Genomic DNA, 25901 nt, shown 5'->3' with positions numbered 1-25901 from the left:
GAGTGACTCAGGAATCGCGTTGTTGCTGCTTGATGCGGTTGGTTAACTCAGTCACCTGGTTGTAGATCACACGGCGCTCGGCCATCAGTTCGCGAATCTTGCGGTCTGCGTGGATCACTGTGGTGTGGTCGCGGCCGCCAAGCTCCTGGCCGATCTTCGGCAGGGACATGTCCGTGAGCTCGCGGCACAGGTACATGGCGATCTGCCGCGCGGTCACCAAGGTGCGCGTTCGGGACTTGCTGCAAAGCTCTTCCATGCTCAGCTTGAAGTACTCGGCCGTCTGTTTCAGGATCTGGTCGGCCGTGATCTCCTGGGCGCCGTCGTCGGTGATCAGGTCCTTCAGCACCATTTCGGCGAGGGCCACATCGACGGGCTGGCGGTTGAGGCTGGCGAACGCGGTGACGCGGATCAGGGCGCCTTCGAGCTCGCGGATGTTGCTGGAGATCTTGGAAGCGATGTATTCCAAGGCGTCGTCGGGTGCGGACAATCCCTCGCTCTGGGCCTTCTTGCGGAGGATCGCAATGCGGGTTTCGAGTTCCGGCGGCTGGATATCGGTCAGCAGGCCCCATTCGAAACGGGACTTCATGCGGTCTTCGAACCCGGCCAGCTGCTTCGGCGGGAGGTCCGAGGTGATGACCACCTGCTTGTTGTTGTTGTGCAGGGCATTGAAGGTGTGGAAGAACTCCTCGAGCGTCCGGTCCTTGCCCGCCAGGAACTGGATGTCGTCAATCAGGAGCACGTCGACGTTGCGGTACGTGGTCTTGAAGCTGGCGCCTTCGTCGTCGCGGATGGAGTTGATGAAGTCGTTGGTGAACTCTTCGGAATTCACATATCGCACCCGGATGCCGCTGTAGAGCCGGCGGGCGTAGTGGCCGATCGCGTGCAGCAAGTGCGTCTTGCCGAGCCCGGAATCACCGTAGATGAACAGCGGATTATAGGCCTTGGCCGGTGCTTCCGCGACCGCGACGGCGGCAGCATGGGCGAATCGGTTGGACGAACCGATCACGAAGGTGTCAAAGACGTACTTCGGGTTGAGTCGGCCGAATTCGTGCGAAGTACTCGGCGGGGTGGGCTGTGGCTTCAGTTCCACGGCCAGGTCGTTCGCGGAAGAGAGTTCGACGGCGGGGGCCGGCTCTTCGTGGATGGGAACCAGATCCGTGTCGACGTCGATTGCGCACCGGATGTCGTCGGAAAAGACGCTGCGGAGGGCGTCATCGAGGGCTTCCTTGACCTGCGTCTGGAGGACCTCGCGGGTCAGCTCGTTGGGTACGGCCACCAAGAGGGTGGAGCCGATCAGGCCCTGCGCCTGGGCAAGGATAACGAAACCGCGCTGCCGGGGTGTGACGCGATCGTCTTGTTCCAGCAGGCTCAGCACCCGCCGCCAGGAACTTCCGACCGTGTTGGCGTGGTTGGCTTCGTCTACCGTCATCAATTGGTTCCCTCGAGTGCTTGCTTGCCTGAATTGCGGCAGCCGAAGGTCCAAACCATGAGTGGATTCCGAACCGAATCCACAGGGTTATGCACAGTCCGTGGATAATCGGCTACTGAGACACTCTAGGGGATGGAAACTCCAGAAGATAGCTGGGAAGAAGCTTGTGGATAATTACACCGTTGTGGTTCTGAAACGGGGTCTGTGAGCCACTTCATCCACAGGCCGGCGGGGGTACTTAGCCACAGCTGGGGATAGCGGGCTCCGCGGCTCCCGGTTTGACCTGGGGGGTCTTTTTGCCCTAACGTTGTGAAGTCCTATGTGTCCGCTTTTTGATCACCCGCACCTCCGGTAAATCCGGCGTTGGGCGGCGGCGGATACTCAATAAACTTAGCGTCGGCCAGTTCTTCCCCTTTTGATCGGGTGGGCGCACCTTTGATCCACTGGAGTAACTAACGTGAGCAAGCGGACTTTTCAGCCGAATAACCGCCGTCGGGCCAAGAAGCATGGCTTCCGCCTTCGTATGCGCACCCGTGCCGGCCGTGCCATCTTGGCCGCCCGTCGTGGCAAGGGCCGCGTCGAACTGTCGGCCTAAATAACTGACTCGTCGGTCAGCCTTCCAAGCGAGTCAATAGGTGCTAGCCACCCGTAACCGTCTGCGGACTTCTACCGACTTTTCAACAACTGTACGTTCCGGCGTCCGCAATGGACGCCGGAACTTAGTGTTATATACGGCACCTATCGGTGCCGGAGAACCGAGCCGCATCGGCTTCATCGTTTCCAAAGCTGTCGGGAACGCTGTGACCAGGAACCTCGTTAAGAGGAGACTGAGAGAAGCAGGTGCTTTGTCTTTGAATAGGCATGGCACGGGTCTTGCTGTTGTGGTTCGGGCGTTGCCCGCGGCTGCGACGGCGAGCTGGGACCAGCTGCTGACGGATTACAACGCCGCCTTGGCGGCAACCACGAAACGGCTCGGCGGATCCTCTCCGCGAGTTGTTTCGCCCACCCAGGGCACCACAACGGAAGGGACACCGCGTGCATGAGCTGAGCTCCGCCGTCGTCCGCTTCTTTAGAGTCGCTCCGAAGATCCTCGGAAAATTTTTGTGGGAGCTGCCGCGCAACTTCCTCATCATCTTGCTGAAGACGTATCGCAGGATCATCTCTCCCTTGTACGGCCAGGTGTGCCGATTCTTCCCTTCCTGCTCGGCGTATGCCCTCGAAGCGGTGACGGTGCATGGTGCCGTCAAGGGAAGTTGGCTCGCAGTGCGGCGCCTTGCGCGTTGCCACCCCTGGAACGCCGGCGGTGTGGACCACGTCCCCGCCGGACATCGTCACTGGCCCGAAGGCCAGACGCCCACAATTGTTGTACTGAACAACCCGGACCAGTTCCTGGCTGTGTGGTCTGATGAAGACGGTCGCCGCACAGCGGCCTGAGGAAATAGGGAAAACGTATGGACATCTTTGGAACAATTCTGGCCCCGTTCAAGTGGCTAGTGTCCGCGATCATGCTGGGGTTCCACGACGGGCTGAGTTTCATCGGCCTGCCGCCGGAGAACGGCTGGACCTGGACGCTGTCCATCATCGGCTTGGTGCTGGTGATCCGTGCTGCCCTGATCCCTGTCTTCGTCAAGCAAATCAAGGCACAGCGAGGCATGCAGCTGCTTCAGCCTGACCTGAAGAAGATGCAGGCGAAGTACAAGGGCAAGACCGACCAGCTCTCCCGCCAGGCGATGGCGCAGGAACAGATGGCGCTGTACAAGAAGCACGGCACCAACCCGTTCTCCGCTTGTTTGCCCATGTTGATCCAGATGCCGTTCTTCTTCGCGCTGTTCCAGGTGCTTTCCGGTATCACCCAGGCCCGCCAGGCCGGCCAGGGTATTGGAGCCCTGAGCCACGAGCAGGTTGTGCAGTTCGACGAATCCAGCATCTTTGGCGCCCCCCTTTCCGCGTCCCTGCTTCACGGCGGCCCTGCAGGTACCGACCAGACGGTTGTGTGGATCCTCTCCATCGTGATGATCCTGGCCATGACGGCGTCGCAGTTCATCACGCAGAAGCAGATCATGGCCAAGAACATGTCCGAAGAGGCAATGGCCAGCCCGTTCATGCGCCAGCAGAAGATGATGCTCTACATCCTGCCGCTCGTTTTCGGTGTGGGTGGCATCAACTTCCCGATCGGCGTGCTCATCTACTGGACCACCACCAACTTGTGGACCATGGGCCAGCAGTTCTTTGTCATCCGCCGCATGCCGACTCCGGGTTCCCCCGCGGCGAAGGCGCTTGCTGAGCGTCGCGCAGCCAAGGGCTTGCCTTCCCACCCCCTGCTGGGCGGTAAGAAGGACGCAGACGTCGCTGCCGAGGTGGCCGCCGTCGAGGTCAAGGCACAGCAGCGCATCCAGCCACAACGTAAGAACAGGAAGAAGAAGTAATGTCTGTTGAAAGCACCGAAGAGGCAACGGCCGCTGCCGCCGAGGAACTGGTAGAAGCCACAGAAGAAACTTCCGAAGAGGGCGCTGCTGCCGGCAAGGGCACTTCCGTGAGCCGCCTCGAGGAAGAGGGGGACGTCGCCGCAGACTACCTTGAGGAACTCCTCGACATTGCCGACATCGACGGCGACATCGACATTGAGATCCGCAACGGCCGCACCTACATCTCCATCGCGGCCGAAGACGACTCCGAGGGGCTTGAGAGCCTGGTAGGCCGTGACGGTGAAGTGCTCGAAGCCCTCCAGGAACTCGCTCGTCTGTCCGTCCTGTCGGCGACTGAGAACCGGTCCCGCCTGGTGCTCGACATCAACGGTTACCGCAAGGAACGTGCCGGCGATCTGCAGCAGATTGCCGAAGACGCCGTCGCGAAGGTCAAGGAGACCGGAGCCCCTGTGGCACTTGAACCTATGAGCGCGTACGAACGCAAGATTGTGCACGACGCTGTTGCGGACCTTGGCTTTGTCTCCGAGTCCGAGGGCGAAGGCGGCGGCCGCCACATCGTGGTTTCGGCCGACTAACGGATCATGGTTGAAATTACGGCAGCCGAATTGCAGGCGGCAGAGAAGATTTTCGGTGACCGGCTTGGTCTCGCCCAGCGGTACGTAGAACATCTGGCGACGTCAGGAACCGAGCGCGGGCTGATCGGCCCGCGCGAGGTACCCCGCCTGTGGACCCGGCACGTTCTCAATTGCGCAGTCATCGAGTCGGCGATTGCCCACGGAAGCCACGTTGCAGACGTAGGTTCCGGGGCGGGGCTTCCCGGCTTGTGCCTGGCGATTGCACGTCCCGATCTTGAACTCACGCTGATCGAACCCCTGGAGCGACGCGTCATTTGGCTTCAGGAAGTGGTGGACGACCTCGAGCTGGGCAATGTCACCGTCATGCGCACCCGGGCCGAGCTCGCAGTGGGAATGGTCGACGCCGACGTTGTCACGGCCCGGGCTGTGTCAGCCTTGTCCAAGCTCGCTGGCTTGACCATTCCCTTGCTTAACGGCAAGGGTGAAGTGGTGGCTATCAAGGGCCGCAGTGCTGCCGAGGAGATTGAGCAAGCAGCGAAAGTCATCCGCAGGCTCGGCGGCGTGGAAACGTCAGTCGTAGTTTGCGGGCAAGAGCTCTTGGAAGAACCCACCACAGTGGTCAGGATCGTCGTTAACAAACAGCGGAAGATCGCTTAGCTTCGGCGCTGTGTCCCGCGTGTCCGCAACTGAGCGGTTAAGCTAGAGAACGGCAGCTAGAGCCGAATGAGAGTGAGAGTGTGACAGTGGGCAGTAGCGAAACCTCCACCCAGCGGATCCCGCCATTTATTTCCTTGGGGTCGGCCCGGGCCATGGCTGCACCCTCGGCGTCCTTTGAATCTGCGCTGATGCGCACGAATTCGGTTGCGAACGCCGCTGTTTCACGTGAAACCCTGATTGTCGGACATGACAATGTCATGGACTCCATCGACGACTCCAGCCCTATTGCGCGCCAGCTCGCCAACGAGACCAGACGTCGCGAACGGCTCGTGGGACGCGAGCTTCCTAAGCCGGAGAAGACCCGGATATTTACTGTGTCCAATCAAAAGGGCGGCGTCGGAAAGACGACCACGACGGTCAATATTGCGGCCGCTTTGGCTTCCGCCGGACTCAATGTCCTGGTGATCGACATCGATCCCCAAGGAAATGCATCCACCGCTCTCGGCATTGAGCACCACGCCGACGTCGACAGTATCTACGATGTGCTGATCAACGACCTTCCATTGCGTGACGTCGTGGCTCCTTGCCCTGATATTCCCAATCTCATCTGCGCGCCGGCAACTATTCACCTGGCGGGCGCTGAAATTGAACTGGTTTCCCTCGTGGCACGCGAGCAGCGCCTGCGCCGTGCAATCGATGTGTATTCGAAGGAACGTGCAAAGAACGGTGAAGGTCGCCTGGACTTCATCTTCATCGACTGCCCGCCCAGCCTGGGCCTGCTGACCGTCAACGCCTTCTGCGCGGCCAGCGAGGTCCTCATCCCGATCCAGTGTGAGTACTACGCATTGGAAGGCCTGAGCCAGCTCCTTAAGAACATCGAAATGATCCAGAAGCACCTCAATGCTGATCTGGTCGTTTCCACGATTCTCCTCACCATGTACGACGGCCGCACGAACCTGGCCGCGCAGGTGGCTTCCGAAGTCCGTCAACATTTCCCGGAGCAAGTTCTCGGTGCCGTGGTTCCTCGCTCCGTGCGAATCTCGGAAGCTCCGAGCTACCAACAGACGGTGATGACCTACGATCCGTCATCCAGCGGCGCGTTGTCCTACATGGAAGCCGCCGCGGAAATCGCCGAGCGCTAGACTTCCTTAATCACTGCAATATCCTTGGCGGGCTCTATTCTTGCCATTCCACCGGAGGGACATACTAATGAGCGAAAAGCGACGAGGCCTGGGTAGGGGTCTTGGGGCTCTCATTCCCAGCTCCGCTTCGGCTGGTGCAACGGGCAGTGGCGTTCCGACGTCCCGTCCTGTGGACCTCTTCTTCCCCGAGGCGCGCAAGGCCCCGGAGACGGTGGATACCCCTGAAGTGCCTGAGACCGAGGTAGCGAAAAGCTCGCCTTCGCGAGGCTCTTCGTCCAAGAGTACGACGGCGGCAAAGACTCCTGCTGCGAAGTCGCCCGCTGCGAATGTCACCGCCGGTGAAGAACAGGCCGCGTCTGAACCTGCCGAGATTGCTGCCGATGATGTTCTTTCTGAGTCGCTTCCCGCGGAATCGCCCCAGGTCCAACTAGTCGAGGTTCCCGGGGCGCGCTTCGCCGAAATCCCGGTCGGGGATATTCATCCCAACCGCAAGCAACCGCGCAGCGTCTTCGATGAGGACGACATGGCGGAACTGGTTCACTCCGTCAAGGAAATAGGCGTCCTCCAGCCAATTGTTGTACGTACTTCAACCGAAAAGGGTGGAGAACCGTACGAACTGGTGATGGGTGAACGGCGATGGAGGGCCGTACAGGCCGCCGGGCTCGAAACCATTCCCGCGATTGTTCGCGACACCAATGATGACGACCTCCTGCGCGATGCTTTGCTGGAGAACCTCCACCGCAGCCAACTAAACCCTCTGGAAGAAGCGGCTGCCTACCAACAGCTTCTGGAGGACTTCGGTACCACCCACGAGCAGCTGGCCGATCGGATTGGACGGTCGCGGCCGCAGGTGTCCAACACCCTTCGCCTCCTCAAGCTTCCTCCCCTCGTTCAGCGACGCGTTGCGGCCAGCGTGCTCTCGGCCGGCCATGCTCGTGCCCTGCTCGCTCTTCCAGACGCAGCCGCAATGGAGCGCCTCGCGCAGAAGATTGTCTCCGAAGGGATGTCCGTACGGGCCACGGAGGAAGCAGTCGCGTTGTACCAGGATCCTACGGTGCCGCCTAAGAACAGCATCCCGCGCCCCAATGCGCGCCATGAGCGCCTCGACTACCTTGCGTCTTCTCTTTCCGATCGGCTGGACACCAACGTCAAGATCACCCTGGGTGCTCGAAAGGGTCGAGTCAGTATTGAGTTTGCAAGCGTCGAGGATCTGAACCGCATCATGGATGTCTTGTCGCCCGGGGATGAAGGCTAGTCGCTCGAGTCCGGCGGAATTGGGGTTTGCTTCTGATGAGGCAGACTCCATTTTCATTTAAGGGGTGCTCGAGGGGTGTACGGAAACCAGTTGGTGCTGTTGCCAGGGTTCATCGTGGAAGGAGCGCCATAACGGTGCGCCTGGGCTGTCGATGGCCGAGAGTAGCTTTCTGAGTAGCTTTCTTGTACCGCAAGCGTGGTCGGTTTGAGGCCCTTCCGCCGTGCGTGCAGCAGTCCTGCACGCTTACCCCTGACGTCTCCGTTGCGGCGAGCAGCTCCACTACGTGTTGTCAGTCATGTGTTTCACGTGAAACGAACAGGGATTGGCGCGGAAGAATATAGGAGTTTGGCTTCTCATTGGCCGATGCGGTGGGCCGGTTTGGATGCCTTTTCGGCGGACGAACAGTTGAATGCCGTCTCAAACGCTTCCGTCGGAGCGGCTTAAATGTGCCTCCGTGACAGGCAACTTCGAGTTCCCCTGGGCGTCAGGTCCGGGCCGCCAGCCTTTTCTGCGAGCACATCTCTTCGCGATTCACGTGGATAACAGGACTCGTCCGCTTTCAAATGGCGTTCGGCCGGATCTCCTACGGACGAGCGTGGCTGGGAGTCTCGACGGATTCTTCGTTGTGAACACACGCATCCGCCGTCCTGAGGCGATCTGGTTTTCGGTGTCCGGATCTGTTCCACTCCCCCTCTTGTGTCTCGTGCCGACGAAAGCGGGTCAGCGGGCACCATCTGAAGAACGTTCAACTCACACCTCGCACCACGGCTTCAGACTTTGGACTCGATTTCGGTCAGCGCCGGCGTGATAGGCCGAACATGCTGGGCGGAGCGAGCCAGTGTGCATCCCGTGCGTTGTGGAGATGCAGATGTTTCACGTGAAACAGCTGGCCCGGCTGCGTTGGGTGCGTCGGCCGTGTGTGCCCGCAGGCCTTGATCAGACTTGTTCCTGGGAAGCCAGTCACGTTGTCTGGCAGTCGCGATGAGATGGACAGTCGGCCAGGTTTGTTTCACGTGGAACAGTGCATTGCAGGCTGGGCCGGGGATTTACCCAGGCGCATTGGCTTCGATATTTGGTAGTTGACTCGCAGTACGGAGTGATTGATTGGCGATCCGCCTCAATGAGACGGCTGAGATGCCGAGAGTCTCTCGGCCCGTTTCTGTCCACTTAGCGTTTAGAAGGGGATCTCAGGCAATCGGGCATGCGCTTGAGGCCGCTCAAGGGACGCGGCGTCTTCGGTTGGGGCACCGGAGGAAAGTTGCCGAGAGTAGCGATGTGCTCGGCCATGCCTTGGCACTTCTCCCTCCTGAGCGTCGAACTCATCATTATCACCCTGATCCTGTTTGGCAGTCTGGCCGAGCACGCTTGGCGTTAGGAGTAGCTCGCTGAATGCAGCAGGACACGAAGCTTTCCTGCTCGGCCTTCTAGGACACTGAGAATAGAGTGTCCGCTGAGACTCCTTGTCGAGGAATTGGCTCCTATTGGGGACGGGTCCAGCCATCGTCTACCCGCGTCCCGTTCTGGCCGTTGCTCGAGGTCTCTGCAGGGTCTGATCCGCAAGACTGGAGTGCGGCGTGCGTTAGGCGGTGTTCTGGGCGCGTCTGGATCCGGACATAACCACGAGCTGATGGCGACCGCTGGGAACGACCAGGGGCGGGAGCTACCCGCGGCTAGGTGGGGTTTGGTGGAGTGGTTGCTGATCGCGCGGCCTTGTTGCTGTCGTGTTCCGGGACTGTTATTGATTGCCGTAACGGCGTACGGATCTAAGTCATGCTGAACCCTCTCTGGATGCTCACATCTGCGGCATGAGGTCGATGCGGGCCTTCGGTTGCAGCTCCCCTGTTGGCTTGAATATGAGAGTGGCACATACTAAAACGCTCCGTGGTCACCTTCTTGCCCAAGATCCTGCGCGAACGTTCCAACCCATGGGCCGGGAATCGTCCTGGCTAGTGCCCAGCAGGGCTTCGGGTATGAATGGTCACTATTGCCAACGGCTCCAGACACGACGTGATCGCAGTCCCCTGCAGTCCCAAGCGACTCGGGGTGTGGGGGTATCGATAGGGGCTCAGCTACCCGAGCCTGCGCCGAGAGTCGCTCGAGTGATTTGTAGCCGTAGTATCGCGCTGCGGTGATCGTTAGGAATGAACCTGTGAGCAGAGTAGTCTCCCCCACAGTCGTCATCCCAGGTTCGCTCTTGGCGCTTTGACTGGTCCTACCCTCTTCGGCGTGGGCGCCTTCCCGGTGCGGGTGTTCTTTGGTTCGCTTGACCGTGCGATGTGATCGATCTGAGACAAGCTGAATGGCGAGCCACTCGTTGGAAGCGCCACATCAGTGCGGCATTCGGTGGGCCTATGAATTTCGTTTGGACTCGGGACGCTGTGCCCCGGTGAATCTCGGGGGCGTATCCGCGGTATGTTGCCAGCGAACTCGCTAGGCGAGGTTCTGCTAGTTCACATCGCTGTCCGAATCGTGGAGCTGTGGGAACATCCAGCTTGGGCTCTAGGCCGGTCTGCGTCGGGACATTGCGACTACGCAGGCCGCTACTTCTAGAAGGTCGGTTGGAACTATCGATGGTCCGGGACGCCAACGGACGTACAAAAGCGTGGCTTGATCCGAGGCCACTTCGCTAACCGGAACAACAAACTTGCTCTGCTTGTGGGATACTCCCACCCGCGTGACGTGCACGAACCGCTGTTGAAAAGTCCGAGAGCAGCGGTGGATATCACTGTGGATAACTTTGTTGATAAGTCGACCGGGTTGACGCGTTGGCGGTCTGAGCTCTGCAAGTCTCTATCCGCCCGGTGCTGGTACCCGCGTGATGTTTGTGCTCTTTAACGGCTCTGTTTCACGTGAAACAGAGCCATCGTCTTCAAACTCGCCGTTCTCAGCCAAATCTGGCCTGATTCTGGCCAATTTCTGCGCTTTTGCGGGCATTTCCCTAGCCAAGGTAGGTCTCACTTCGCGTGACGGGCTGAGTGCCACTTTGGTTCGCGCCGACGGCGGTGCCTACCACGCCTGGGGAGCTGTTCGGACCGCTTCTTTTTCCCGGTGGATATCGCTGTGGATAACTATGTGCATAACTTTGGACCTGCCGGTGGATATCCTTCGCAGCCTCGATGCAGCTGCTGTCCAAGGTCGGTCTCATGTTGTCCACTAGTGTCCGTATCCCAATCAGCGGGCTCGGGCCTCCTGATGCCTCCTGAGCTTAACGTGAACGAGTTTGGGCCCATGGCTTTGACATGTTTCACGTGAAACTGCGATCGCCACCGGGCCACCAATCGCCGGGACTCTCCCGGGCTTGAAGGGGAAAGAAGGTCGAGGGCTGCCCATTGGCAGACGAACACCAATGCGCGCCCGAGCCGGGAGCAGCCGTGGCGACTACGTGGCTCAAGTGCTCACATCCAACCGACACCACGCTCTCCGACTTTGAGGGTGATTCATTCATGACGTGGGTCTGCGGCCGAACACGGTGCCCGGTCCGCAGAACCAGTGAGTGATGCCTTGCGACTCTCAATCAATATTGAAGCAGTGGCCGCCTGCGCCCCGCCGAACCTGAGTCAGTACATTGAGAGGTAAAGGACTGGGGGCGATCGGGAGGCCGACGGTCCGGGCGACCCCTCGGCTGTCGGAATTGCCGTCCGAGGTTCAGCACTTCGAGTCCTCGGGCCTCACGCCCCGGGGTAAGAACTCGTCCTTCGATGCGTGTGGGTACGCTTGAGCTCCGGACCAAACCGGAAAGCCCGAATACCCAACGCGCAAACCTACCCCGCGTTCTAATGTTCTAGTGTCAGCACTTGTCAGCGACGGAGGGTGCAGACTCGCGAAGGTTGTTGAAGGCTGCATATCCAAGCTGGATTCGGCGCCTGTGGTTCATTCGCGTTTGGCTGATCGTTCTGGGAGACCACCGTTGCCACGTCACTGGTTTCGTGAGGCCAGGTCAGTAGCTGGGAGGAACGAGCCGGCTCTGTCGAAGTTCGGGGCAGTAGCTTGATCGGAGGGAGCTGGGGACCGGCTGCAGCGCCACGACTCAGGACTAGACATTATGGGCACGCGCATCGGTGCAGGATTGCCTCCGTGCCGTCTTGAACCCGCCCCCACTACGTTCTGACGTGGGAACTGCGGCTTAAGGCTGCGTCGACGGTTGCAATGAGGCGTGGCCTGGGCTGGAAGGTGATGAGGGCCGGCCCATCTCCCGGCTGCTGCTGTGCAGATGTGAATTCGGCACTGGCGCTCTCGCGCCGTGCCATCGCTGGTTATTGGTTCTGATGGCAGTGGCCGACCTGAAGGCGCCTACTTCGACACCTTCACTGGCGCTCTTGCCGACCCACAATCCGAGCTGCCCTGCGAAGGCGCGTGAGGCCCTCTACATGACCACATCGCAAGCTACCCCGTGTGGACGCAGGGAAGGCCAATCGTCGCTCTCCTCGGGCTACTGGGACAGATGTGTCGACGCAGCGTCGGCCCGCAAGAGTCAAGATGCCAGGGGCCAGATCTTGGCACCAGTATCGAAGCGGAGTGCAGCGGTGGCTCATCCAGATCAGTATCCAGCCAGGGGCCCTTACATATCCGTCGCAGCACGAAGAGTCGAACTAGATCCGAAAGCTACCAATGTCCCGCATGGATGACGGACTGGATTCCACAGCTCGGAATCTCAAACATGAACTCTAAAACAACTGAAATGACTTGCAGAGCATATCTGCACCGGCGGATGACGTGGAATGTACGCCCAACGACGCAGCTGCGTTTCACCGTTGTCGCGGACTGGACGGATTTTGAATGACAGATTTACGGAAGTGAGGACCTCGGCGAGTGATTCGTTCAGCTTCGATCTTTAGGAATGTCGCTTTGCGGTCCGAGTCCCGAGAGCGGGGACCCCCGTGTTCTAAGCTGCGCCGAACCCGCCGCACGGCTTGCCGGTGCTTGTCGGTGGTGAAGGACGCTGGTAACCAGGTCGAACCGAGTCTTGGCCGATGTCCACGTGACGATGACCTTTAGGCTGGCACGGTGTTTCACGTGAAACATTGCGCATAGAGGAGTTCCCGCGGGACACCCTTAGCCAACAGCCAAGGGTGACTCGAGGCCGGCCACCTACGTGAGCCAGAGTCGACCTTACGCAGTCGGCAAGGTGCTTTGCTCGCAGGAATCAATCGATCGGGAATCCGGGCGGAGTTCAGTGCGGCATCAGTAGCAACCTGGAATTCGGCATGTGCCAGCAATTCGTGCAACGGCGTGTGATCACCAAGGTTTCACGTGAAACCGCGCAACTGCCTGCTTCCACGTTGCCTGTCCGCACCGGGTGCGAACAGGCGTATGCAGTTCGATAGTGATCAAACGGGTAGCCATGTTTCACGTGAAACGGTGCACCTGCCGAGCGCGCACAAGAACTCACTCGGACCCGATTTGGAAGACGCGATCTGCGCGGAATTCCACGGTAGGCCAGCACTGTTTCACGTGAAACCGTCGAATCTACTACGCTGGTTTTGCCATCCGATATGAAAACGCCGTACCAGAGTGAACTCCCCGGCATCATCCACGACTGGAAAGAATCGACAGTGCAGAGGTGTTCCCTCGTCCGTGTTCCAAGTCATGCCTGCCTGAAATTGCTCTGATCCCAGCCCGGTTCCGGTCGCCCCCACACCTCACGCCTGTCTAGGCCGTTACCAAGAAGAATTGTTCAATGTGAACATGAAAAAGGTTCACAAACGACAATATTCAAGGGAAACCAGCAGTAGCGTCTCCATGTGCCTACCAATACCTCCGGCAATCACCACTAACACCACTAGCTGTGTGACCACGAACCCCAGGATCGTGTACCCGAAGGCACGAAAAAGCCGGTGGTCCTCGCTCAAGAGCGAAAACCACCGGCTGAATCAGAAGCGACTTCTAAACAAGCGCCCGAGGTCCTAGGACAGTACGGATTCAAATTCCTTTTCGAAGAACTGCTTCGGCTTGGCACCGATAACCGTGCTCTTCACTTCTCCCCCGCTGAAGAGGTAAACCGCCGGAATAGAGGTGATGCCGTATTCAGCGGCGATGGCCGGGTTGTCGTCGACATTCAGCTTGACGACGTCAACCTTGTCTCCGTATTCAACCGAGATCTCGTCGAGGATGGGACCCAACTTACGGCACGGGCCGCACCATTCTGCCCAGAAGTCCACAATGACCGGCTTTTCAGCGGCCAGGACGTCGGTGCTGAAACTGGCGTCGGTAACGTTTTTAGCGTTGCTCATAATTCTTTCCCTTCGAATGGATGGCTGCTGTGCCGATTAGGCGTGCAGGTCTGCAAGATAGTGCTCGACGTCCAAGGCCGCGACACAACCGGAACCGGCAGCCGTGATGGCCTGTCGGTAGGTGGGGTCAACGACGTCGCCGGCAGCGAAGACGCCCTTGATGCTGGTCTTGGAGCTGCGGCCGTCGACGGCGATGGTGCCTTCAGGGGCTAGCTCCAGCTTTCCCTTTACGAGTTCCGTGCGGGGATCGTTGCCGATGGCCACGAAAACCCCGGTCACGGCGAGTTCGGACTCGGTGCCGTCAACGAGGTTCTTCAGCTTCAGGCCAGTCACCTTGGCGCCACCGATGACGTCTTCGACGGCGGTGTTCCACACGAAATTAATCTTCTCGTGGGCCTGGGCACGGTCACCCATGATTTTGGAAGCCTTGAGGGTGTCGCGGCGGTGTACCACGGTGACGGTCTTGGCGAACTTGGTGAGGAAGAGTGCTTCCTCCATGGCAGAGTCGCCGCCGCCGATCACTGCGATGTCCTGGTCCTTGAAGAAGAAACCGTCACAGGTTGCACACCAGCTCACGCCGTGGCCGGAAAGTCGCTTTTCATTCGCCAAGCCGAGCTCACGGTATGCGGAACCCGTCGACAGAATGATGGCACGTGCCTTGAAGGTCTCCCCCGTGCCGATGGTCACGGACTTGATGTCACCGTCGAGGTCCAGTTCGGTGACATCCTCAAACTGAATTTCAGTCCCGAAGCGTGCCGCCTGCTTTTCGAAGTTCTCCATGAGATCAGGTCCCATGACACCTTCTGGGAAACCGGGGTAATTCTCGACGTCTGTTGTGTTCATCAGTTCGCCACCGGCAGTCACCGAACCGGCGATGAGCAGCGGGTTCATGTTGGCGCGTGCCGTGTAGACGGCCGCCGTGTAACCGGCAGGCCCTGAGCCTACGATGATGACATCACGTACGCTGGACGCGGTGTTTTCTGCGTTGCTCACTGGTGGGTGAACCTCTTCCTTAGTCGATGCACCGGATCCTTGCGGCCGGCCACATGGCACAACCCTCTGTCGGCGCGGAATATTCCGATGTTCCAGGGGACACTAATATCCGCCACCATTCAGGGTACCTTCCGGCAGCGCAGGGCATGGAAGGACGAAGGCTCCGTTACCGGAGTTGACGCGCGAAGGGGCTTCCCGCCGTCGACTATTGGACCTTGATCTCCGCAAGGCGGAGGCCGAACCCGTAGCGTGTCTTGGGCGCGGTCAGCTTGGGGAGGGATTTGATGGAGATGATTACGTACTGTGCCGTTACAGGGGAACTGAGCGGCATGGTGAGCTCCGGTGACGTGAAGCTGTTGGTGCCCACCAATTTGGCGCCGTCCATGGCCGGACGGTCGTTGGTGTAAACGTTGATGTTTCCACCGGACGCGCCCAACTGGCTCAACGTGACGGACGTCACTTGTGAGGGGGCCTTGAGCTTGACGAGCAGCGAAACTCCGTCAGGAGCGAGTCCACCCCAGTCCGCAGTGGCGAACTCCATGTCCGACCAGTAACTCGCGGCATTGCCGTCGTAGGCCTTGACCAGGTCTTTGTCGTAGGTCGCGGCGAACTCGAAATCGCCCATGCGAGTGACTCCATCAATGGCCGGAGGCGCTGCGACCGGAGGTGCGGATGCACTGCTACTCGGCTGTCCGGTTACTGGTTGGGACGCTGTGGAGGACTGCTTGGCCGCGGGCGACCCTCCGGGGATGAGGTTGCCGAGGTTGGTGACAGCCAGAATCAAACCCACGATCAAGACTGCGGCAAGGACCCCACCCACGAGCCAACGGAAGGAACGGGGCTCGCGGACTGGTTCCTCGTCGTAGTATTCGTCTTCGTCAAGGGGCTCTGCCTGCTCACGTGCAGTCGCCGGGAAGCTCGATGCTCCTCGGCTGTATCCGCTGGAAGCGGCGGCCGCATCGCGCGAAGCGCCGGCGCCGCGGGAGCCGGCGTCGTCGTTAACGAAGCCGTAGTCGTCTTCGGACCAGAGAGAGACTTTGGATTCCTGGGCGGGGTTCGCGGAGGTAGGCGCCTGAGGGGTGGACGCCGGAACAGCCTGCGTGGCGGGCGCCTCTTGGATTTGCTGCGGAGCGGTGCTGCTCGACTCAGCGGCCCAGTTCGACGGTGCAGACTCGGCGGCCGAAGCGGATCCAGTCCTCCCGGACGGTGCGGCTCCGCCGTCGTCGCTGTTTGCCCTGCCGGTACTCTTCACGGCGGCCGCGGCCGCAGCGGCAGCCGCCCCTGCTCCCGCGGTCGCAGCAGCGATACGGGAACCGATGCCCCCAGGGGCCGACGCCGGCCGGCTGGCGGGCATCGGAGGAACCACCGGGCGGCGCGGGTCCGCATGTGCCGCGGCATCTGGCAGTGATTCGCCGGCGGGAGTGGGCTCGACCTCGTCGTAACTGATGTACTCGGCGTCGTGCTCTTCGTCGTCGTACAGTCCGTCGTAGGTCTCGGGCTCGTGGGACCGGGCCTGGCCGAAGATCTCGCTGCCAAGGGTGTCCGTGAAGAACGGTTCGACGTAGGGCGGGTTGGTGGCCACCACGAGATCCAGCAGGTCAGGAGCGCTGCTGTGGTTGGTGATGAGGTACGTGGTGCTGTCGCTGACGCCGAGATCGAGGATCTGGACATGCCCGGGCCGTTCCCCAGTGGCTACCTCGCGGGCGCTCTTGGCAACCTGATCGGCGTTTCCGGGGCCAGCCACGAGGATGCTGACAGGCCTGTTGAGGACCTGGTCCACGCCGTCGAGCACCAGATCTTGGTCGTGCGAAGTCAACACGGTGGCTGTGACTTTGTAGCGGCCGCCAAGCACTGATCCGACATCGATCGGGTGGGACACGGGTTCCTCCTATGACTGTCCGGAAGCTGCGGGTCCTGAATACGGGATCCGGCCGGCCGGGTGACCCGTGGTCTGCAACTACCTGTATTAGTTTCTGATCCTAGCTGATTGGGCCGTTCCGGCTCCCGGTTTGCGAGGATGCGTCACCTTTTGCGGCGGGGTCCACCGCGGAAATATGGGTTGTTTCCCAGCGTCCCCTGATAGGTGCGCCGGCCAGGCAACGGGATGCCCGGGCGGCCTGCGGCCCCTTGCGCGGTGCTGGGGAGGTCTTCATCCGGCAGATATGACTTCTCGACGTCGGACCAAGCGTCCACTTTATCCTTCCCCTTCGCAATGCCCCCCTCGGCAAGGTGGTCAGGATCGTGGCCGCCATCCGACCCGTCCTTGGAAGGGATTGTTTGCAAGGCGGGACCGGCGCGGAAGGATGCTGCGTCGAACTCGCCCGAGATGCGCGGAATGAGCCCGGTGTCGTCGGACACTGTGGCGCGGACCGCCGTCGGGGTCTGCTTTCCGCCCGCGGACGGTGTCTTAGCAACCGGAACGCCCCGGCCGAGCCGGCCAAGCACCGGTCGGAGCAAATCGCGCAGCTCGCTCACATGGAAGACGCGCAGCAGGAACAGATACGCAAGCAGCATGACGGGCCCGACGACGACCACCGTCACCAAAGCGGCGGGCCTGCTGCTCCAGGCGAAGCCGTCGGCGTGATAGCTGCCCAGGAGCCATAAGGCCAAGGCGCCAGCGATCGCCGATCCCAAGGCGGCGTAGCCCATGCGAATGTACGAGTTTGCGATCCGGGGGCCGTCCACGTGGCCGAGGAGGCGGCGCAGGAACCAGACGCTGATGACCACGGACAGGATATTGCCGAGTGTGTACAGGACGGCGATCGCGAAGATGATCCGGCCGACCGGCAGGAACTGGATGATGAACGCGCCCACAACGTTGAGCAGGGCCAGCATGAGCTGGATGTAGAAAGGGGTCCGGGCGTCTTCGTTGGCGTAGAAGACGCGGGACATCATGAAGTTGGCGCTCATGAACGGCGTGCTCAACGCGAGGATCGTCAGCGTCTGGGCGAGCATGACGCCGTCCTGGGGCTTCCCGCCGGAGAAAAACATGCCCAGCGGTCCGGCGAGGGCGAACAGCGCCAGTGCCCCGAACACAGTGGCGACGGCCATGGTCCGCAGTCCGTGCGAAAGTGCTTCGCGCAGCTCGGCTTTGTTGCCGGCCTGGGACGCGTGGGCCATGCGGTTGAACAGCACCGTGGCGAGCGACAACGCAATGATCGAGTGCGGCAGCAGGTACAACTGGCTGGCTACTTCCAGGACCGCGTTACCGGGGAGGGTGGCGGCCGCCGGGTCCTGCGCGTGCTCCAGGCGAAGCCGCTCGGAGCCGGGAATCGTGGCGATCCTCATGACGTAAAGGAAAGCAAGCTGCCCGACGGCGGCGGTCAGGAGCGTCCAGACGCTCAGTTTTGCTGCCTGGCCCAGTCCCACGCCCCGCCAGCCGAAGCGGGGGCGGAGCCCGAGCCGCAAGCGGATCACCGGGACGAGGAGTATGGCGGTCTGCGCGAGCACGCCGACGGTGGAGAAGCCTGCGATCAGGAAGGTCTGGAAGGGTCCCCAATTGTCCAAGGTGTGGGGGTTGGTGTTGTTGGCACCGAGGATCCAGATGAACATGCCCAGTCCGGCGATGGCCACCACATTGTTCAGGATCGGCGCCCACATGGCGGGTCCGAAGGCGCCGTTGGCATTGAGGATCTGGGTCAGCAGAGCGTACAAACCGTAGAAGAAGATCTGCGGCAGGCAATAGAACGCGAACGTTACGGCCAGCGATTTCTGCTGGGGTGAATAGCCCTGGGTAGTGAGGTCGATGACCATGGGCGCGGCCAGCGTGACCAGCGCCGTCAGCGTCAAGAGAACCAGCACGGCCAAGGTGAGGAGCCGGCTGATGTAGTCGGCGCCGCGGTCCGGGCCTTTGCTGGCCTTGATGATTTGCGGAACAAGGACGGCGTTGAACACCCCGCCCGCCACCAGGAGGAAGATCAGGTTGGGCAGGTTGTTGGCGTTGATGAATGTGTCGTTGACCGTCGAGCCCAGGCCCAGTGCGGCGCCAAGCATCCAGGTTTTGGCGAAGCCGAGGAACCGTGAAACGAGCGTCCCGGCGGCCATGACGGCGCTGGAACGGGTTTCTCCGGACTGGACTGACTGGGTTGTTTTGGCGGCAGACATTGTCATTATCGTCCCATGAGCCGGGCTGCCTGTTGCGTCAAACCGGCGCCAGACGGTAGGAACGACCGCGTTAGAGGTGTTCGGGGAGGACTTCGCGGGCAAGATCGGCGATGCGCCGCTCGTTGGGAAAGGACAACTTGCGGGCCAATTCCTGAAGGGGAACCCAAGCGGCGTCGATCGCCTCTTGGTCGGGATCGTTCTCGATGGTCAGCTCTCCGCCCGTGGCGCGCAGGAGGAAATGGTGCACGGTTTTGTGGACGCGGTGCCCGCTCACGGTGAACCAATAGTCGATGCTCCCGAGAGGAGCGAGGACGTTGCCTTCGATTCCGGTCTCTTCGGCAATCTCGCGGACGGCTGCTTCCTCGTTGTTCTCCTTGCCCTCCGGATGCCCCTTCGGCAGGCACCACTCGAGCCGGCCACCCCTATTAAGGCGGGCGATGATCGCAACCCTCAGTTCGCCGTCGGACGTGTCTACTACGACGCCGCCGGCGGAGACTTCTTCCACCGTCGGAAGGGCAGCCTGTGCCGGGTGCGGAGCGGGCGCGACGTGGGCACCAATTGCCGACGGCAATGGTGCGTTCGTCCTCCTGCCAGGAGCACTCGGGATCGGGTTGGCCATGAAGTCCACTCTAACGACTCTTGCCCGTTGGTGATGACCGGGACATGGACTCGCGGTGACGTGCGGATGGCGTTCGGCGGTGATCCCGGTGCCGTCGCCAGGCAATAGCAGCGCAATGACAAGGATCCGGTGGGATGGCGCTGCGAAATCTGACAAGCTTAAGGAACTATGGCGCAAGTATTGGACAGTTCCTCAGTTAATTTCCAGATGGATCCAGTGGTCCTGGACCTCGGACAGCGGTTTGTGGACGCTGGATTCGAACTGTCGCTGGTTGGCGGGCCGGTGCGGGACCTCTTCCTGGGCCGTGTCTCGCCGGACCTGGATTTCACCACTGACGCCACTCCGGACCAGACCCTTTCCATCATCAAGAGGTGGGCCGACAATTTCTGGGAGATCGGCCGCGCCTTTGGAACGATCGGGATGAAGAAGTCCGGCTTCCAGATTGAGATCACGACGTACCGCGCCGAGGCTTACGACGCCGATTCCCGCAAGCCCGCGGTGGCCTTCGGCTCCTCGCTGCTGGACGACCTCCTACGCCGCGACTTCACCATCAACGCCATGGCGCTCCGGCTGCCCACCCTGGAACTCGTGGATCCGTTCGGCGGGGTCCGCGACCTGCATGCCTCAGTCCTCGCCACCCCGGGCGCACCCGAATCGTCGTTCTCCGACGATCCCCTCCGCATGATGCGCGCTGCCCGCTTCGCGGCGCAGCTTGGCGTTGCAGTGCACGACGACGTGCGCCTCGCCATGTCCGGGATGGCCGAGCGAATCAAGATCATTTCCGCCGAGCGCGTGCGCGAGGAGGTTGTCAAGCTCATTAATGGTGCGCACCCGCGCGCGGGGATCGACCTCCTCGTGGATACCGGACTGGCCGAATTCGTCCTGCCCGAGGTTTCTGCGCTGCGCCTTGAAGCCGATGAGCACCACCGGCACAAGGACGTCTACCAGCACTCCCTGCAGGTCCTCGAGCAGGCCGCGTCGCTCGAGACGGGCCCGGACGGCCCGGTGCCGGGTCCGGATTTTGTGTTGCGCTTCGCCGCGCTAATGCACGACGTCGGGAAGCCGGCGACGCGCCGTTTCGAACCGGGCGGCGCGGTGAGCTTCCGCCACCACGACATGGTGGGCTCCAAACTGACTGCAAAACGCATGAAGGCCCTGCGCTTCGACAACGACACCATCAAAGCCGTGGCTCGGCTAGTGGAGCTCCACATGCGTTTTTACGGCTACGGAGACGCGGGCTGGACCGATTCCGCCGTCCGCCGCTACGTGGCAGACGCGGGCCCCTTGTTGGAGCGCCTGCACCGACTGACCCGGTCCGACGTCACCACACGTAACCAGCGCAAGGCGGAGCGGCTCTCCTTTGCCTACGATGACCTTGAGCAACGGATTGGGGTCCTGGCCGAACAGGAATCGCTGGATGCCATCCGGCCCGACCTGGACGGAGCGCGCATCATGGCCTTGTTGGGACTCAAACCCGGACCTGTCGTTGGCCGCGCCTACAAGTTCCTCCTGGAGGAGCGCATGGAAAACGGTCCGCTGTCCCAGGAGGAGGCCGAGTCCAAGCTCCTGGCGTGGTGGACCGTGCAACCCGAGTCCGCCGTCGAACTTTCATCGGAACAAGCCGTCGATGCCAAAGCAGGCACCGCCGAACCAGAGGAGTCCTAAGTGAACCCTGCAGCCAAGCCTTCCCGGCCACAGCTCTGGATCATGCGTCACGGCGAGACAGAATGGTCCAAGAGTGGCCAATACACCGGTTTGACGGACCTTCCCTTGACGGTGGAAGGCGAGCAGCAGGCCGTGGAAGCCCGCAAGATCTTGGAAGGCATCGACTTCGACCTGGTCCTGACATCGCCGCTGCGCCGAGCCCGGCGCACCGCGGAGTTGGCGGGCTTCCCCGACGCCGTCCATGAACCGCTCGCTGTGGAGTGGAACTACGGCGACTACGAAGGCATCAGCTCGGACCTGATCCGCAAGGACAACCCGGACTACCTCATCTGGACTGACGGCGTTCCCAACGGCGAGACTCTCGACTCTGTGGCAGCCCGTGCCGACAAGATCATTGCCCGCGTCCTCGAGTCTGGAATGGACAACGTCCTGATTGTCGCCCATGGCCATTTCTCCCGCATCCTTACGGCCCGCTGGCTTGAATTGGATGCCAGGGAAGGACGCCACTTTGTCCTGGGAACAGCCAAAGTTTGTACCTTGGGATGGGACAAGCGGACGCCTGCCATTCTTCGCTGGGGACTGTAGGAAGAATTAATTTCTAAATTCTTTGTAATTGGCTGGTCAATAGCCCGATTCATGGTGTAGTTTTATTTTTGATCCCAGGGCGATCCGCCGGGATTGAGGCGTGCAGTACCCAGTCAGTCAGCTGCGGTAGTGCCAAAGCAGAAAAGGAGGTTGGGAAAATGATTACTTTGACTAGCGGATGGAAGATGACCGTTGCTGGCACCCCGGCCTTCGCTGCTCGACGCCGTTTTGCGGCCTAACTCCCCCTGATGTACTTCCTCCCCTGATTATTTGGGGCGGTTCACGGTGCAATCAGGCTCCGAGTTTGGTCTTGCCATTGAGCGGTATCACGCGATTGACGTGGTGCGCAGTTTCCTCATAGTTCGGAACCAGCTTCTTGTTGGGGACGTCTGCCCCCGGATACCACGTACCGGAACTCCATGCTTCGGTACGCACACGGTGTTCGAGAAATCCGCTTAATCCACCCATCATTGCCCGGCATTCACACGCCTAATTCAGCCGCTGTTTTCTTCGAATTCAGGGGGCTTAATTGTGATGCCCGAATTACGGCAATTCTCTTCAAAAACGAAAGGAGGTGAACCCTTGGCCAAGCGCCTCAAGGACCTGATGGTCTTCAACAGCAAGCCCGTCGTCAAAGACAAGACCCTCTTCAACGGACAACTGCTGGACCAACGCCGGGAAGACGTCTACGTCGTCCTGCACCAAATGGGCATCATCCGCTGAGTGTCCCCCACCACTGCAATTCAGGAGGGACTGATGGCACACATCGGATCGTTCGCCTCGGAAGCCCACGCGGCTATGCGTGGGCTTCCGCCTTTTAATGCGGGAGTTAGGCGCGGGGCTGTCCGCCGCGCCTGAAGGTAAGCTCGATTCCATGCAGGAGACGAAGCCGCACAGCCAGGAAAAGCGTGCTCGCTTTGTGGTTCCCAGCCGTAGTGATTCCTTGCTCAGGAACTTCACCGAGTTGATCGGTGGACCCCTCGGGCAGCGGTCCTCCCCCGGGGCCACCTCCCCGGGATTCTTCACCGTTGAACGGGTCCTGATCATCCTCACGATCGTTGCGGCACTCCTGTCGATCATGATCAAGGGCTATTGCCGCGTCAACGGCTGGCACACTCCCCAGCAGTTCTACGCCACCTGCTACTCGGATTTCCCCGAACTTTTCAGCAGCCGCGGCCTGGCGGATGGAGTGTTTCCGCTCTTCGACCAGAAAGCCCTCTTTGAATATCCCGTGATCACGGGGCTCATAGCGGGTGTCACTGCATGGCTCGTACCAGGGCGCGGTGCCAGCCCCGAACGGATCCTTGGCTATTTCGATATGAATGCCACCCTGATTGCGGCCATGTGGATCGTGGTCGTTTTGGCCACCGCGCGCATCAATCGGCGCCGGCCTTGGGACGCGGCCATGGTGGCCCTGGCGCCCGGGATCGTGCTCGCCGGAGTCATCAATTGGGACATGTGGGCCGTGGCCATGCTCGCGGTGGGGATGTACTTCTTCGCAAAGGAACGTCCCGTCCTGGCCGGTCTGTTCATCGGTTTGGGGACGGCCACCAAGCTTTACCCGCTGCTCATGCTGGGCGCAGTCTTTCTACTCTCGCTGCGCAGCGGCCGGCTGCGGGTCCTCTTTGTGAACACCCTGTCCGCGACGATAGCCTGGCTGGCAGTCAATGTCCCGATCGCGGCCATCAACCCGGCCGGTTGGCGCTACTTTTTCGACTACACCCGTGATCGCCCCGCTGGATACAGCTCGCCGTGGTTCGCCTACAACCTCGTTGCGGAACGCCTTCAACTGGTCCAGCTTGGCCCCGAAGCCATCAATGCCCTGGCGATGGACATGTTCCTCGTTGCCTGCGTTTTGATTGCTGGATTGGCATTGACAGCGCCACGGCGCCCGCGGATGGCCCAGTTGACGTTTCTGATTGTGGCGGCCTTCATCCTGAGCAATAAGGTCTATTCGCCCCAATATGTCCTCTGGCTAGTGCCATTGCTCGCTTTGGCCAGACCCCGCTGGCGCGACTTCCTGCTCTGGCAGGCCGCCGAGGCGTTGCATTGGACCGCCACATGGATGTATCTGGGCCAGACGAGCAGCGGCGGGGCCGCACAGAACAACATCGACATGCCGTACTACGTCATGGCCGTGATGCTACATATGGTTGCAACGGCATATTTGATGTTGAGGGTTGCCTGGGACGTCTGGGAACCCCACCTGGATCCCCTCCGAGCCCAGGGTGAGGACGACCCCCACGGCGGCGTGTTCAACGGGGCCAAGGATTGGTTCCGGATAGACCTCAAGAGTCCGGCGGCATCAGTGCTGCCTTGGCGGCGCGGTGCCTTGAAGTCCGTGGAGGAGCAGTCCGGGCTCGACGCGCCCAAACCTTCCTACGACTCAGTGCTCCCTACGCACGGCGAGGCCGAACGCGATGGCTGAGGTCGCCGTCGTCGGCTCCGGACCGAACGGCTTGGCCGCCGCGGTGGTCATGGCCCGCGCCGGCCTGGCTGTGCGGGTGTACGAGGCTGCCGGGACGATCGGTGGGGGAACACGGACAGCCGAACTGCTGGAACCGGGGCATGTCTACGACGTGTGTTCCGCGGTCCATCCGATGGCGTTGGCTTCGCGCTTCTTCCGGGATTTTGAACTCGAGCGGCGCGTGGAGCTGCGTTTGCCGGAGGTCCAATACGGAACTCCGCTCGACGGCGGCAGGGCAGCCCTTGCGTATCGCTCGCTGGAGCGGACCGCTTCTGAACTCGGGGCCGACGGAGCCGCGTTTGTCCGTCTGATGGGACCGCTCGTGGAGCGGATCGGCGGGGTGCTGGACGTAACGCAGAACCAACTGCTGCGGATACCGGCCGATCCGGTGTCGGCGCTACGACTGGGCTTGGCGACCCTGGAGCAGGGTTCGCCGTGGTGGAACCGGCGCTTCACCGGGGATGCGGCTCCCGCACTCTTGACCGGGGTCGCCGCACACGCTGTGGCTCCCCTTCCTTCGCTCGCTGCGGCGGGGGCGGGACTCCTTCTGGGTGCGTTGGCCCATGCCGGCGGGTGGCCCATTCCCGTTGGTGGGTCTGTGGCAATGGCGGAGGCCATGGTCCGGGATATCGAAGCCCACGGTGGAGTGATTGAGACCGGCGTGCAGATCGATTCGTTGGAAGAGCTCCGGCCGGCGAAGGCGATCCTGCTGGATGTGGCGCCTCCGGGACTGCTGCGTATGGCGGGTGCGGCGCTTCCCGATCGATATAGGCGGTCGCTGGAAACATTCCGTTTCGGGAATGCAGCATGCAAGGTGGATTTCATCCTGTCCGGGCCGGTGCCCTGGGCAGCTCCACGGCTGGCCGGCGCCGGGACGGTGCACGTGGGTGGCACGCGTGCCGTCATGGCCGAGGCTGAGAACTTGGTAGCTGCGGGCCGGCATCCCGCGAAACCGTACGTCCTGGTGGCCCAGCCATCCATTGTGGATCCGGGGCGCGCTCCGGCTGGGCGGCACATTCTCTGGTCCTATTGCCACGTTCCCAAGGGTTCGACTGTGGACATGGCCGAAGCAGTCATCTCCAGGATCGAGGAATTCGCGCCGGGATTCCGCGACGTGGTGGTCGGGTGGAAAACGACGACGGCGGCAGGCTTGGCCGACTACAACGCGAACTATGTTGGCGGAGACTTCAGTGCAGGACTGATGGACATTCGGGGATTGGTGCAGCGTCCCGTGCTTTCACTGGTGCCGTGGCGGACGCCGCTTCCGGGCGTGTACCTGTGCTCCTCATCGACGCCGCCTGGACCCGGAGTCACCGGAATGCCCGGATACCATGCTGCTAAATATGCCTTGAAGGACATGTTTAGGCTGCAGATACCCGGGCTCGGGTTGGGCAGATAACACCCCGACCCTCGCTCACCTATGTGCCGATCTTCCCCGACGCTCGCTCACCTATGTCGTCAGAATCCCTGACGCTCGCCCACCTTGGGGCCCAATCGACGGATCGCTCCTGCAGGTGATCTGCACAAGCGATCCGTTGTTTTGCGTCATATGTGAGCGGGCGGCGTCCGGGATTAGTCGGTCATATGTGAGCGGGCGTCCGGGGTTAGAGCGTGTCTCCTAAAGCGGCGAGCCAGATGGTGACCGCCCGGAGGACGGCTCCGCCGCGGTAGGTGAGTGCGAGTTTGTCGTATCGGGTGGCCAGGCCGCGCCATTGCTTGAAGGTGTTGAAGTTCCGCTCGACTACGTTGCGGCC

20 protein-coding genes and 1 pseudogene are annotated in these 25901 nt (G+C 61.1%); 14 read left to right on the top strand and 7 right to left on the bottom strand.

From position 1 onward, the window contains the following. Nucleotides 1–7: 7 nt before the first annotated feature. Nucleotides 8–1429, bottom strand: coding sequence for a chromosomal replication initiator protein DnaA (gene dnaA, locus AB4Z38_RS14355; RefSeq protein WP_441430336.1), 1422 nt, complete (start codon nt 1427–1429; stop codon nt 8–10). 457 nt (nt 1430–1886) lie between these two features. Here dnaA and rpmH point away from each other — a divergent pair, with 457 nt between their 5' ends. From rpmH to AB4Z38_RS14310, 9 genes are all read left to right on the top strand, one after another. Next, on the top strand, nt 1887–2024 hold the full coding sequence (gene rpmH, locus AB4Z38_RS14350) for a 50S ribosomal protein L34 (RefSeq protein ID WP_011776797.1): 138 nt from the start codon (nt 1887–1889) through the stop codon (nt 2022–2024). 40 nt (nt 2025–2064) lie between these two features. Further along, nucleotides 2065–2472, top strand: coding sequence for a ribonuclease P protein component (gene rnpA / locus AB4Z38_RS14345; RefSeq protein ID WP_078107069.1), 408 nt, complete (start codon nt 2065–2067; stop codon nt 2470–2472). Beyond that, a complete protein-coding gene (gene yidD / locus AB4Z38_RS14340) occupies nt 2465–2863 on the top strand; it encodes a membrane protein insertion efficiency factor YidD (RefSeq protein WP_441430335.1) in 399 nt (132 codons plus the stop codon). Before rnpA ends, yidD begins: the two co-directional genes overlap by 8 nt. Before the next feature lie 17 nt (nt 2864–2880). Further along, nucleotides 2881–3855, top strand: a complete 975-nt coding sequence (gene yidC / locus AB4Z38_RS14335) for a membrane protein insertase YidC (RefSeq protein WP_441430334.1) — start codon at nt 2881–2883, stop codon at nt 3853–3855. Continuing rightward, a complete protein-coding gene (locus AB4Z38_RS14330) occupies nt 3855–4430 on the top strand; it encodes a Jag family protein (RefSeq protein ID WP_441430333.1) in 576 nt (191 codons plus the stop codon). Before yidC ends, AB4Z38_RS14330 begins: the two co-directional genes overlap by 1 nt. A gap of 6 nt (nt 4431–4436) precedes the next feature. Beyond that, nucleotides 4437–5087 carry a 16S rRNA (guanine(527)-N(7))-methyltransferase RsmG gene (gene rsmG, locus AB4Z38_RS14325; protein WP_441430332.1) on the top strand — a complete coding sequence of 217 codons (651 nt, stop codon included), beginning with the start codon at nt 4437–4439 and terminating at the stop codon, nt 5085–5087. Nucleotides 5088–5173: 86 nt separating this feature from the next. Continuing rightward, on the top strand, nt 5174–6229 hold the full coding sequence (locus tag AB4Z38_RS14320; protein ID WP_441430331.1) for a ParA family protein: 1056 nt from the start codon (nt 5174–5176) through the stop codon (nt 6227–6229). Nucleotides 6230–6296: 67 nt separating this feature from the next. Then, complete coding sequence (locus tag AB4Z38_RS14315; protein ID WP_441430330.1) at nt 6297–7484, top strand: ParB/RepB/Spo0J family partition protein; 1188 nt, start codon at nt 6297–6299, stop codon at nt 7482–7484. Nucleotides 7485–8685: 1201 nt separating this feature from the next. Continuing rightward, nucleotides 8686–8859, top strand: a complete 174-nt coding sequence (locus AB4Z38_RS14310) for a hypothetical protein (protein ID WP_441430329.1) — start codon at nt 8686–8688, stop codon at nt 8857–8859. Between the two features lie 4528 nt (nt 8860–13387). Here the strand turns inward: AB4Z38_RS14310 and trxA are convergent. From trxA to AB4Z38_RS14285, 5 genes are all read right to left on the bottom strand, one after another. After that, nucleotides 13388–13714, bottom strand: coding sequence for a thioredoxin (gene trxA / locus AB4Z38_RS14305; protein WP_078107075.1), 327 nt, complete (start codon nt 13712–13714; stop codon nt 13388–13390). Between the two features lie 36 nt (nt 13715–13750). After that, on the bottom strand, nt 13751–14707 hold the full coding sequence (gene trxB, locus AB4Z38_RS14300; protein WP_441430328.1) for a thioredoxin-disulfide reductase: 957 nt from the start codon (nt 14705–14707) through the stop codon (nt 13751–13753). A 205-nt stretch (nt 14708–14912) separates the two neighbouring features. Next, nucleotides 14913–16586 carry an ABC transporter substrate-binding protein gene (locus tag AB4Z38_RS14295; RefSeq protein ID WP_441430327.1) on the bottom strand — a complete coding sequence of 558 codons (1674 nt, stop codon included), beginning with the start codon at nt 16584–16586 and terminating at the stop codon, nt 14913–14915. A gap of 143 nt (nt 16587–16729) precedes the next feature. Further along, on the bottom strand, nt 16730–18811 hold the full coding sequence (murJ, locus tag AB4Z38_RS14290) for a murein biosynthesis integral membrane protein MurJ (RefSeq protein WP_441430326.1): 2082 nt from the start codon (nt 18809–18811) through the stop codon (nt 16730–16732). 70 nt (nt 18812–18881) lie between these two features. Next, the gene (locus tag AB4Z38_RS14285) at nt 18882–19382 is read right to left on the bottom strand and encodes an NUDIX hydrolase (RefSeq protein WP_059388857.1); all 501 of its coding nucleotides are present in this window, start codon (nt 19380–19382) and stop codon (nt 18882–18884) included. Between the two features lie 216 nt (nt 19383–19598). Between AB4Z38_RS14285 and AB4Z38_RS14280 the strand changes: the two genes are divergently transcribed. From AB4Z38_RS14280 to AB4Z38_RS14260, 5 genes are all read left to right on the top strand, one after another. After that, a complete protein-coding gene (locus AB4Z38_RS14280; protein WP_441430325.1) occupies nt 19599–21095 on the top strand; it encodes a CCA tRNA nucleotidyltransferase in 1497 nt (498 codons plus the stop codon). Then, entirely contained in the window at nt 21096–21680 is a 585-nt protein-coding gene (locus AB4Z38_RS14275) for a histidine phosphatase family protein (protein ID WP_269998356.1), read from the top strand. 582 nt (nt 21681–22262) lie between these two features. Continuing rightward, nucleotides 22263–22403: a hypothetical protein gene (locus AB4Z38_RS14270; protein WP_234752948.1), complete on the top strand. Its 141-nt coding sequence runs from the start codon at nt 22263–22265 to the stop codon at nt 22401–22403. Between the two features lie 151 nt (nt 22404–22554). After that, a complete protein-coding gene (locus AB4Z38_RS14265; protein ID WP_441430324.1) occupies nt 22555–24108 on the top strand; it encodes a glycosyltransferase family 87 protein in 1554 nt (517 codons plus the stop codon). After that, nucleotides 24101–25546 carry a phytoene desaturase family protein gene (locus AB4Z38_RS14260; RefSeq protein WP_441430323.1) on the top strand — a complete coding sequence of 482 codons (1446 nt, stop codon included), beginning with the start codon at nt 24101–24103 and terminating at the stop codon, nt 25544–25546. Before AB4Z38_RS14265 ends, AB4Z38_RS14260 begins: the two co-directional genes overlap by 8 nt. Before the next feature lie 205 nt (nt 25547–25751). On the opposite strand, the pseudogene AB4Z38_RS14255 reads toward AB4Z38_RS14260, so the two are convergent. Beyond that, nucleotides 25752–25901 (bottom strand): annotated as a pseudogene (locus AB4Z38_RS14255) (IS5/IS1182 family transposase); the annotation flags it as partial.

Source organism: Arthrobacter sp. 2RAF6, assembly GCF_052115205.1.
In the GTDB taxonomy this organism is placed as follows: domain Bacteria; phylum Actinomycetota; class Actinomycetes; order Actinomycetales; family Micrococcaceae; genus Arthrobacter.
The sequence above is the reverse complement of the archived record's forward strand: the minus strand, read 5'-3'. Positions and strand labels throughout refer to the sequence as shown.